The organism is Burkholderia sp. Bp9143 (genome assembly GCF_003853645.1).
GTDB lineage: Bacteria > Pseudomonadota > Gammaproteobacteria > Burkholderiales > Burkholderiaceae > Burkholderia.
Genome location: NZ_QTPO01000014.1, coordinates 152,546 through 162,252, shown reverse-complemented (window position 1 = coordinate 162,252; position 9,707 = coordinate 152,546). Strand labels below are relative to the sequence as shown.

The 9,707-nt window shown below is 65.0% G+C and carries 10 protein-coding genes; 7 read left to right on the top strand and 3 right to left on the bottom strand.

The features are described from left to right. Window positions 1-221: 221 nt before the first annotated feature. From DIE23_RS13455 to DIE23_RS13440, 4 genes are all read left to right on the top strand, one after another. A complete protein-coding gene (locus tag DIE23_RS13455) occupies window positions 222-1,439 on the top strand; it encodes a DUF2863 family protein (protein ID WP_124612561.1) in 1,218 nt (405 codons plus the stop codon). 209 nt (window positions 1,440-1,648) lie between these two features. Then, window positions 1,649-2,485 (top strand): response regulator transcription factor, encoded by an 837-nt coding sequence (locus DIE23_RS13450; RefSeq protein WP_124612560.1) that lies wholly within the window; start codon window positions 1,649-1,651, stop codon window positions 2,483-2,485. A 75-nt stretch (window positions 2,486-2,560) separates the two neighbouring features. Continuing rightward, complete coding sequence (locus DIE23_RS13445; protein ID WP_124612559.1) at window positions 2,561-3,235, top strand: energy-coupling factor ABC transporter permease; 675 nt, start codon at window positions 2,561-2,563, stop codon at window positions 3,233-3,235. A gap of 136 nt (window positions 3,236-3,371) precedes the next feature. Then, window positions 3,372-4,019, top strand: coding sequence for a BspC domain-containing protein (locus tag DIE23_RS13440; protein WP_124612565.1), 648 nt, complete (start codon window positions 3,372-3,374; stop codon window positions 4,017-4,019). Between the two features lie 83 nt (window positions 4,020-4,102). Here DIE23_RS13440 and DIE23_RS13435 read toward each other — a convergent pair whose 3' ends face one another. Together DIE23_RS13435 and yaaA are read right to left on the bottom strand one after the other, a co-directional pair. Further along, window positions 4,103-5,257, bottom strand: a complete 1,155-nt coding sequence (locus DIE23_RS13435; RefSeq protein ID WP_124612558.1) for a M14-type cytosolic carboxypeptidase — start codon at window positions 5,255-5,257, stop codon at window positions 4,103-4,105. A 137-nt stretch (window positions 5,258-5,394) separates the two neighbouring features. Further along, window positions 5,395-6,177 carry a peroxide stress protein YaaA gene (yaaA, locus tag DIE23_RS13430; RefSeq protein ID WP_124612557.1) on the bottom strand — a complete coding sequence of 261 codons (783 nt, stop codon included), beginning with the start codon at window positions 6,175-6,177 and terminating at the stop codon, window positions 5,395-5,397. A 57-nt stretch (window positions 6,178-6,234) separates the two neighbouring features. On the opposite strand from yaaA, the gene DIE23_RS13425 reads away from it, so the two are divergent. Both DIE23_RS13425 and DIE23_RS13420 read left to right on the top strand, forming a co-directional pair. Then, window positions 6,235-6,732, top strand: coding sequence for a putative toxin-antitoxin system toxin component, PIN family (locus DIE23_RS13425; RefSeq protein ID WP_124612556.1), 498 nt, complete (start codon window positions 6,235-6,237; stop codon window positions 6,730-6,732). A gap of 33 nt (window positions 6,733-6,765) precedes the next feature. Then, entirely contained in the window at window positions 6,766-7,938 is a 1,173-nt protein-coding gene (locus DIE23_RS13420; RefSeq protein ID WP_124612555.1) for a pyridoxal phosphate-dependent aminotransferase, read from the top strand. A gap of 46 nt (window positions 7,939-7,984) precedes the next feature. Here DIE23_RS13420 and DIE23_RS13415 read toward each other — a convergent pair whose 3' ends face one another. Next, entirely contained in the window at window positions 7,985-8,641 is a 657-nt protein-coding gene (locus tag DIE23_RS13415; protein WP_124612554.1) for a glutathione S-transferase, read from the bottom strand. Window positions 8,642-8,852: 211 nt separating this feature from the next. Between DIE23_RS13415 and DIE23_RS13410 the strand changes: the two genes are divergently transcribed. Continuing rightward, complete coding sequence (locus tag DIE23_RS13410; RefSeq protein ID WP_124612553.1) at window positions 8,853-9,644, top strand: oxepin-CoA hydrolase, alternative type; 792 nt, start codon at window positions 8,853-8,855, stop codon at window positions 9,642-9,644. Window positions 9,645-9,707 lie beyond the last annotated feature (63 nt).

Here is a 9,707-nt window from a genome sequence, read left to right as displayed (position 1 = left end):
TCAACCGCACCGCTTCCCTTCTTCCTCCCGCGCCGCGTTTCCGTTAGCGCGAAAGAGGCGTGATTCTAAGCAGCTCCCGGCCATCGCGCAAGGGGTTGATGGATTTTTTCCTTCATCCCCGCCGATTCGGCCTTCCGGCCATGCCGCAGCACGAGACCGCTTATGGTGCAAAGAACGGACTAGAATATGAGGTTCTTCGCCCCTTTCTATACGTATTTAATATGCGCCAGCGAATCGCCAAACGCCTCCCCCCCGACGCCGACAAACTGGTCGGCCTGTCGCTTGCGCTCTTCGCCTCGGGCAGTCGCATCGAGGATCGCTTCTGGGAAGCGAAGCTCGATGCGCTGCTCGCCAAGATTGTTCGCAACGGCAACCAGACCACGCTCGACGCAGCACTCGACCATCTGCAGCAGAACCACCCCGATGCCTATGGCGCGCTCGCCGACATGGCCGAGACGCATAGTGAATCGATGGTGATCGAGCACGACGGCCAGCCGTACGATGCGCTGCTGGTCGCCGTTCCCGTTCTCGCGTGGACGCGCTACATGATTCCGTCGGGCCCGCTGAAGAGCGATGTCGCCGACGCACTGCGCGCGCACCTGCAGGCACACGTGCTCGCCACCGGCACGCTCGTCGGGCTGGCCCCGTTCCTGTACAGCATCGACCAGCTGCCGCGCCACCATGTCGAGACCTACCGGCTCGCCCAGCAGCTCGCGCATGCGGCGCTCGGCCAGCACGCCGCCAAGCTCAGCTTCGGCGACCTGCCCGAAACCTCGCCGATCCTGGCCGACCCGCGCTTCCTGCTCGCCGTCGTCGCCGCGCCGGCCGGCGCACCGCTGTTCCGCTGGCAGGAAGAAGAGCACGGCAACCGGATCGAACGCGGCCAGTGTCTCGAGCAATGGACCGCCCAGGGTGGCCCGAACCTGTCGGCTGCCCTCCCCGGCTGCGAGTTCGAATGTCTACTTCCGGACGCGTACTATTCGGCATGCCGCGATGCGGACGAGCGCATCCGTCCGCACACGGTCCGAACGGCCATCCGTTATCTTTTCGACACACTTGGTGCGGCACCGCAAGAACTGCGCGCAGTGGTCGCCGGCTTCGGCGAGCGCCGGATCGACGAGTATCGCGTCGGCTTCACGCGACGTGCCAGCAACGACGTGATCTATGGCGTCGTGTGGCCGCTCTACGGCCGCGAGAACGGCGACGTGTCGATCGACAGCGCGACGCTCGAAGGCGAAGCACCGATCGAAGGGCCGCTCGAGGAAATCGTGAGCCTGCTGAAGGAATGCGGCGTAACCGACGTCCGCCGGCACGCAGGCCGATTCGAGCCCGAATACTGCGACGACTGCGGCGTGCCGCTCTATGCGGATCCGCTCGGCGAAATCGTCCATGCGGAAATGCCGGAAGACGCATCGCCCGCCCAACCGCACTTTCACTGATCGCGCACCGCAGGCCCATTGAGCCTGCCCGACGAAGCCGCTCCCGGTTCCAGCCGGAGCGGCTTTTTTCTCGCCCGCATTTCCCTCACTCGAAATTTCAGACTTTTCCTAAGCCTTTCAGCCAAGCAGACATCGTGTAAGGTCTTTGTCATTATCGAATCCAACGCATGCCGACGGCAGCTCAATGACTTACCTTACGGAGGTTGAATATGCGGTTCCTGGTGCTGAACTCAGACGCCGAACGGCGTGACGGACTGAAGGCCCTGCTGCGGCAGATCGACCGTCACGCCAGCATCAACGATGCGCCCGATGGTTTCCAGGCGCGCCGGCTGCTGCGCACCCAACGTTTCGACCTCGTTGCCATCGACTGGCTGGACGTCGGCCGTCACAGCGAACTCCAGGCGCTCTGCAGCGCCTGCTCGCCGACACCCGCCGCGGTTCTGATCGACGAATCCACGCCGGAGGCCATCCAGCGCTTCTACAACTATGGCGTCGCGGGCGTGATCCCGCACTCCACACGGCCGCACCTGATCGTGCGGGCGCTCGAAATGGTTCTCCTGGGTGGCCATTACATCCCGCCGATCGCGCTCAGCCTGCTGCCCTCCGCCGCCGCGGCACGTCACGACACCCATTTCCAGACGCTCGCCGGATCGCTGCCGCGCCGCCCGCCAAGCGGCCTCCTGTCGCCGAGGCAGGCGCAGATCATGCGATTCGTCCATATGGGCAGCACCAACAAGATGATCGCCCGCACGCTTGGCATCAGCGAAGGCACCGTGAAGATCCACCTCGCCAGCATCTTCCAGCAGTTGGGCGCGGCAAACCGCGCCGCCGCAGTCGCGATCTACAACGGCTGGTTGTCGCCCCATCTCGAGGTGCTGCTGGCGAACCGTGATCGTGCAAGCAAGCCCGTCATCGGCGAACGCGGCCCGGTTCCGCTTCGTGCTCAACGGAACGACCGTCCATACCCGTTGCCTGCCGCGAACGCAGGCACTCGGGACCTGCCGCTCGCGGCCGAACCGCCGGCGCGGTTTCGGCGCGAGCGCTGACCGGGCAGTATCGATATTGCGACGGTCGACATGTGTGGATTCCCACGTTTGATGCTCAACGAGTAATATGAACGCATGGGTTTTCTTTTCACACCGCTTCCGCTCTGGGTTGGCATCGGCGGCTGGATCGCCGCCGTGGCGCTGCTCGCGCTCGCGCTCTGGAATCGTCCCTTCGTCCGGCTGCAGGACGCAACGCTCCAGCACGTGTGGCTCGCGCTCGTCACCGCGATCACGGTGCTTTGGGCCTCGAATGCGTGGCTCGAGGACGGCATCGTCATGCACCTGCTCGGCGCGACACTGCTCGTCACGCTGTTCGACTGGACGCTTGCGCTGATCGCGATGGGTGCCGTCACGGCCGTCGCCGCGATCGTCTTTGATGCGCCGTGGCAAGGCATCGGCCTCACCTACCTGATCTACGGCGCGCTACCGGTCGCCGTGTCCGCGTTGCTGCAACGCGCCGCGATCGCGTGGCTCCCGCACAACCTCACGTCGTTCATCACCGGCCAGGGATTCCTGTCACCGGCCATCGCGATCGCCGCGGTAGCCGGGGTCGCGGCCGGTGTCCAGCTCGCGCTCGCGGACGGCGTGCCCGTCGTGATTCCTTCCGGCTATCTGCTGAACACCGCGCTACTCGCGCTCGGCGAAGCGTGGTTCACCGGCATGGCCACCGCGCTCATCGCCGTCTATCGCCCGGCGTGGGTCACGACGTTCGACGTTCGGCGCTATCGCCTCGGCGGCCCGCGCGCCTGAACGCGCCGGTTCCGATGCGATCGCTGCACGCGGCGATCTGTTTGCGCAGCGCGGGAGAGTGCGGCATCTACTGCCGCACAACTTTTTTACGCTAAGATTGAACTCCTGTTCTTCATCGGGCATCTATACGTGCCCGATGCCTCATTCGCTTCTCACCAATAACCAGATGGACAGCTCACCTGCCTCGCTCCGGATTTTCCGGGCGCTCGGCAAGCTGGCAGCCTGTGTCGCGGGCCTGTCGCTTGCGCTTCCGGCACCGGTATTCGCCGACCTCCTCGACCAGCGCTCCGAACTGATCAACAAATTCGTCAACGAGATGCATGCCGATCCGATCGTCGCCGATTGTGCGGCGCACGGCAGCTTCATCGCCAGCACGTCGTCGGCCTTCGACCGCGTCGACTTCGCGCCCAACGCGTTCGCAAGCGGCAACGCGACGATCACGCCGTGGAACGATTCGTTCGATGAGGGCAAGCAGCGCGTGAAAGTCGACAACATCGTCACCGTGGATGGCCTGGGCGTCCATAGCGACGGCAGCGACCCGACACCGCTGAAATTTCGCTGCGGCTATGTCGGTCAGCAAATGCTTGCGTTCAGCTGGAACGATCCCGTGCCGCCGCTGAAGCCGCGCGTCGAGCGCCCGTCGTCGTCGACGAAGAAATTCAAGGGCAAGTCGCACCGCGGTAAGGTCAAGGCATCCGGCCGCACCGGCAAGAAAGCCGTCGCAACGAAGAATTCCAGCGGCCAGAAGAAAGCCGTGAAGAAGAAAACCGTGAAGAAGTCCTGATACGACGGAGCGGCAACGACAAAAGCTAAAAAGCCGGCGCATCACGCGATGCGCCGGCTTTTTTCATATCGACGACGATGCGCTTACGCAAACGTCTCGACATGCACCAGGATTGCGGCCAGCATCGCCGCGCCGAGTGCAGCGCTCCGCTCGCCGTTCCAGCCAACCCGCTCGTCGGGCAGGTTCGCGTTGTCCTTGAACGGCATCTCGAGCGTCAGCGACAGACAGCCGAACTGATGGCCGATGTACTTCGACGCGAGCTTGAGCGCATCTTCCTTGTACTTGCTCGCCGCATAGCCATGCTCGGTCTGGAAATCCGGGCTCGCGACCTTGAACGCATCGATGAACGCGGTCTGCTCCTTGCCCTGCTGCTCGGTAAAGCTCGGCAGCATCTCCGAACCCGCGACGAACACGTACGGCAGATCCTCGTCGCCGTGAATGTCGAAGAACATGTCGCAGCCGATCGCATGGATCGCATCGCGCACGGCCAGCACTTCGGGGCTGCGCTCGGCATCGGGCGCCATCCACTCGCGGTTCAGGTTCGCGCCCGCCGCGTTGGTGCGCAGGTTGCCGTGCACGCTACCGTCCGGATTCATGTTCGGAACGATGTAGAACGTCGCGCGGTCGTACAGCTTGCGCGCCACCGGATCGCCCGCCCAGTCGCCCCATCCGGCCAGTCGCTTGACGAGCCCTTCGACGAACCACTCGGCCATCGTCTCGCCCGGGTGCTGGCGCGCGATGATCCATACCTTCTTCTTCGGTGCCCCATCGACTTCCGGCGTACCGAGCGTCAGCAGCGACATCGGACGGCCTTCGACCGTGCGGCCGAGTTCGACGACGCTCGCCTGCGGCAATTGCTGGACCGCGCCGAGGAACGCCGCATGACGCTCTTCCGAGTACGGCTCGAAATACGCGTAGTAGATGCTGTCGAACTCGGGCGTATGGTCGATGGTCATCGTCTTGCCGTCGAACGTCGTCGGCACGCGGAACCAGTGGACCCGGTCATAGCTCGCGACCGCCCCGTAGTTGCGCCATCCCGACGGATACGCGCATTCGGCCGCATTCTCGAACGACATCACGCATCGCTCGCCGCGCGCGCCCGTCAGGCGGAAGTAGAACCATTGCGCGAATTCCGAGCGGTTGTCGCCGCGTACACGCAGCCGGATCGCGTCCGCGCTGTCGCATGCCACGACGTCGATGGCGCCCGCGTCGAAATTGCTGGTGATCGAAAGGGTCATCTGTCTCTCCTATGTCGACCGAAGTTACTGCTTCAGCACTTACTCCGGTCCCATGCAAAGCTGTCGACAGGAACGGGCGGTTTGCCGCGTGTCCGGCCTCATGCATGCGCCGGCCGTCTCGTGAACGGCCGGCTTGGTCACTCGCCGATTCGCCGGCGATATACGTAAGTCGAATCGTTCGACGCAGAGGCATCGAACGCGTAGTCTTCCACCGCGAAATCCTTCAGCGCCGCCGGCTCCGCGATGCGGTTCTCGACGATATAGCGCGCCATCAGGCCACGGGCGCGCTTCGCATGGAAGCTGATGATCTTGTAGCGACCGCCCTTCCAGTCCTCGAACACCGGCGTGACGACCGGCGCGGCCAACAGTTTCGGCTTGACCGACTTGAAGTACTCGGTCGACGCGCAGTTGACCAGCACGCGCGCCGCGCCGCTGCGCGTCTCGAGCTGCTCGTTCAGTGCCCGCGTGATCCGGTCGCCCCAGAACGCATACAGGTCCTTGCCGCGCGCGTTCGCGAAACGGGTACCCATCTCGAGCCGGTACGGCTGCAGCAGGTCGAGCGGACGCAGCAGCCCGTACAGGCCCGACAGCACGCGCACGTGCTGCTGCGCATAGTCGAGATCGGCGGCCGACAGCGATTTTGCATCGAACCCTTCGTACACGTCGCCGTTGAACGCGAGCACCGCCTGCTTCGCATTGGCCGTCGTGAAGGTCGGCGACCAGTCCGCGTAGCGCTGGAAGTTCAGCCGCGCGAGCGGGTCGGAGATGTCCATCAGCGTCGAGATGTCCTGCGGCGACAGCTTGCGCAGGCCGTCGATCAGTTCCGACGCATCGTCGACGAATGCAGGCTTCGTGTAAGACGGGACGTGGGCGGGCGTATCGTAGTCGAGGGATTTGGCTGGGGAGAGAACGATTATCATAGAGGCTCGCTGGCACGCCGTGCCTTGCGGTCAGACGAAAACCACCGATTGTAACGAATGACCCGCTCCCTCGCCCCGCATGCCGCACATCGCGTCGTGCTCGACTCGAACGTCTGGATCGACATACTCGTATTCGACGACCCTGCCACACGCCCGATCCGGGCTGCGCTCGAACGCGGCACGCTGGCCGCCGTGATCGACGGCCGCTGCCTGAACGAACTCGAGCTCGTGCTCGACTATCCGCAGTTCGAGGCGCGCGCGATCGACAAGATCGAAGCGCTCGCGACCGTCGCCCGCCTGACGACCCTCGTCGAGCCGCCACCCGTCGACGCCGACGCGCCGCCGCTGCCGAAGTGCAAGGACCGCGACGATCAGAAGTTTCTCGAGCTCGCGCGCGCAGCGCAGGCCGACTGGCTCGTGTCGAAGGACCGCGCGCTGCTCAAGCTCGCGAAGCGCACCGCGCGCGACTTCGGCTTCCGGATCGCGCAGCCCGCGCCGTTTACCGAAGCCTGCGCGCTCGATGCCGCGTCGGGCAGTCCCACCACGCCGGCCTGACGGGCCCGGCGCCACCCGCTTGCGACCGTATCGATGAACGCTCCTTTCGACATGCCTACGACTCCCGTTTTCCCCTCGCGCCTGCCGAACGTCGGCACCACGATCTTCACGGTCATGAGTGCGCTCGCCGCCGAGAAAGGCGCCGTGAACCTCGGCCAGGGCTTCCCGGATTTCGATTGCGACCCGCGCATCGTCGACGCGGTCGCGGCCGCGATGCGCAACGGTCACAACCAGTATCCGCCGATGGCCGGCGTCGCGCCGTTGCGCGATGCGATCGCCGACAAGATCGCACAGGTCTACGGCCGGCGCTACGATCCGGCCACCGAGATCACGGTGACCGCCGGCGCGACGCAGGCACTGCTGACGGCGATCCTGTGCGCGGTGCATCCCGGCGACGAGGTGATCGTCGTCGAACCGACCTACGACAGCTATCTGCCGTCGATCGAGCTCGCCGGCGGCAAGCCCGTATTCGTCACGCTGGAAGCGCCCGACTATGCGATCCCGTTCGATCGTCTGGCCGCCGCGATCACGCCGAAGACGCGGATGATCATGATCAACACGCCGCACAACCCGACCGGCACCGTGTGGCGCGAGGCCGGCATGCGCAAGCTCGAGGAGATCGTGCGCGGCACCAACGTGCTGATCCTGTCGGATGAAGTGTACGAACACATGGTCTACGACGGCGCGCGGCACGAAAGCGTCGCACGCTACCCGGAACTGGCCGCGCGCAGCTTCATCGTGTCGAGCTTCGGCAAGACCTATCACGTGACGGGCTGGAAGGTCGGCTATGTCGCGGCGCCTGCCGCGCTGACCGCGGAGTTCCGCAAGGTCCATCAGTTCAACGTGTTCACGGTGAACACGCCAATGCAGATCGGGCTCGCCGACTACCTGCGAGATCCGGCACCGTACCTAACACTGCCCGACTTCTACCAGAAGAAGCGCGACTTCTTCCGCGCCGGACTCGATCGCACGCGCTTCAGGCTGCTGCCGTGCACGGGCACGTACTTCCAGTGCGTCGATTATTCGGCGATCAGCGACCTGCCCGAAGCGGAATTCTCGAAGTGGCTCACGTCGGAGATCGGCGTGGCGGCAATTCCGGTGTCGGCGTTCTATCACGAGCCGCACGAATCGGGCGTCGTGCGCTTCTGCTTCGCGAAACAGGAAAGCACGCTCGCGTCCGCACTCGAACGGCTCGCGCGCCTGTAAGTCCGGCACGGCACAGGTGCCGCCCTGTGCCGTGCCCGGGTCGCGCTTACGAACGCGCGGCGCTGGTTGCCTCGACGTAGGCCTTGCGATCGGCCGCCACGCGCTGCGCGGCCGGCCGCTCGCCGACCAGCTTCGCGTGCGCCTTCCAGTCGATACCGGCGTCGAGCAGGAAATCGCGGCCGAAGATGGCCTTCGTCGCCATCCCGATCACCGGCAGATGGATCGCTGCGGCAATGTCCGCAAGACTGAATGTGTCGCCGAGCACGTAGGGCGAGAACTGCGCCATCCGCTTGAATGCATCGATCGCGCGCGGCAGGCGCTTCTCGACGTGCGCCTTCATCCCGTCGCTGACCTTGCCGCCGAAAAACGCTTCCGTATAGACCTCGCGCGCCGTCCATTCGAGATACAACTCGAGCGTCTCGACGAGTTCGCGCACCTTCGCGGCCGCGAACGGCCCGGCCGGGAAAATGGCCTTGTCGGGATAACGCGCCGCAAGATACTCGATGATCACTTGCGACTCGAACAGCGCGCCCTCTTCCGTCTTCAAGAACGGAATCTTGCCGAGCGGCGAATCGGCGAGCAGTGCCGGATCGCTGATCGGCAGGCTGCATGCCGATTCCTCGAACGGGATGTCATGCTCGAGCAGGACGAACTTCACCTTGTTGTAGTAGTTGGACAACGGAATACCGCACAGCTGTAGCATCGGAGTCTCCTTCGTTGCTGAGGCGCGGTCGCAGTGATGGCGGCCGCATCGGGACGCGTCGCGCTGAAAAGCACGTTCGTGCTAGTCTAAAGCAGTTTCGCGTCCGTCACGATAACCATACATCCGCTGCGGCAGCACCCTCACGGGGTTGCGCACGAGCCCGCGTAACATGCGGCGCCGCAGCCTCGCCATCCGATGGAGACACACTCGAATGAGTGCTGAACTGCTGGCCTCCCGTCCGCCCGAGAGCGAATCGACGCTCGTCCTCACGCTATCCAATCCCGGCGCGCGCAACGCGCTGCATCCCGACATGTATGCGGCCGGCGTCGAAGCGCTCGCCACCGCCGAGCGCGATCCCGCGATTCGCGCCGTCGTGCTCACGGGGGCCGATCGTTTCTTTTGCGCGGGCGGCAACCTGAACCGGCTGCTCGACAACCGCTCGAAGGATCCGTACTACCAGGCCGACAGCATCGATCAGCTCGGCGCGTGGATCACGGCGATCCGCGCAGCGACGAAACCCGTGATCGCGGCAGTCGAAGGTGCGGCGGCCGGCGCGGGCTTCTCGCTCGCGCTCGCGTGCGATCTGATCGTTGCCGCGCACGACGCGAAGTTCGTGATGTCGTACGCACGCGTCGGCCTCACGCCCGACGGCGGCGGCTCGTGGTTCCTTGCGCGCGCGCTGCCGCGTGCGCTCGCCGCCGAAATCCTGTTCGAGGGCAAGCCCGTCGCGGCCGAACGCCTGCATGCGCTCGGCGTCGTCAATCGGCTCGCCGTGCCCGGTGCCGCACTGTCCGACGCACTCGCGTGGGCCGACTCGCTTGCCGGCATCTCGCCGAACGCGCTTACGCGCATCAAGTCATTGCTCGACGATGCGACCGCGCAGCCGCTCGATGCGCATCTCGGCTCCGAGCGCGATCACTTCGTCGCGTCACTGCATCATGCGGACGCGTTCGAAGGCATTACCGCATTCCTCGAGAAACGCCAGCCCCGCTACAAGCGCTGATCCGGCACGCTTCCGCCGTTCCAACGGCATTGCCGCCGCGGCAGCGACATGCGCGCGCAGACG

Coding starts and splice junctions, on each gene's coding strand:
- DIE23_RS13435 (WP_124612558.1), bottom strand. CDS start 5,257: ATGACCCTTTCGATCACCAGCAATTTCGACGCGGGCGCCATCGACGTC.
- DIE23_RS13450 (WP_124612560.1), top strand. CDS start 1,649: ATGCGGTTCCTGGTGCTGAACTCAGACGCCGAACGGCGTGACGGACTG.
- DIE23_RS13440 (WP_124612565.1), top strand. CDS start 3,372: ATGCCTCATTCGCTTCTCACCAATAACCAGATGGACAGCTCACCTGCC.
- DIE23_RS13420 (WP_124612555.1), top strand. CDS start 6,766: ATGAACGCTCCTTTCGACATGCCTACGACTCCCGTTTTCCCCTCGCGC.
- DIE23_RS13455 (WP_124612561.1), top strand. CDS start 222: ATGCGCCAGCGAATCGCCAAACGCCTCCCCCCCGACGCCGACAAACTG.
- DIE23_RS13410 (WP_124612553.1), top strand. CDS start 8,853: ATGAGTGCTGAACTGCTGGCCTCCCGTCCGCCCGAGAGCGAATCGACG.
- yaaA (WP_124612557.1), bottom strand. CDS start 6,177: ATGATAATCGTTCTCTCCCCAGCCAAATCCCTCGACTACGATACGCCC.
- DIE23_RS13415 (WP_124612554.1), bottom strand. CDS start 8,641: ATGCTACAGCTGTGCGGTATTCCGTTGTCCAACTACTACAACAAGGTG.
- DIE23_RS13425 (WP_124612556.1), top strand. CDS start 6,235: ATGACCCGCTCCCTCGCCCCGCATGCCGCACATCGCGTCGTGCTCGAC.
- DIE23_RS13445 (WP_124612559.1), top strand. CDS start 2,561: ATGGGTTTTCTTTTCACACCGCTTCCGCTCTGGGTTGGCATCGGCGGC.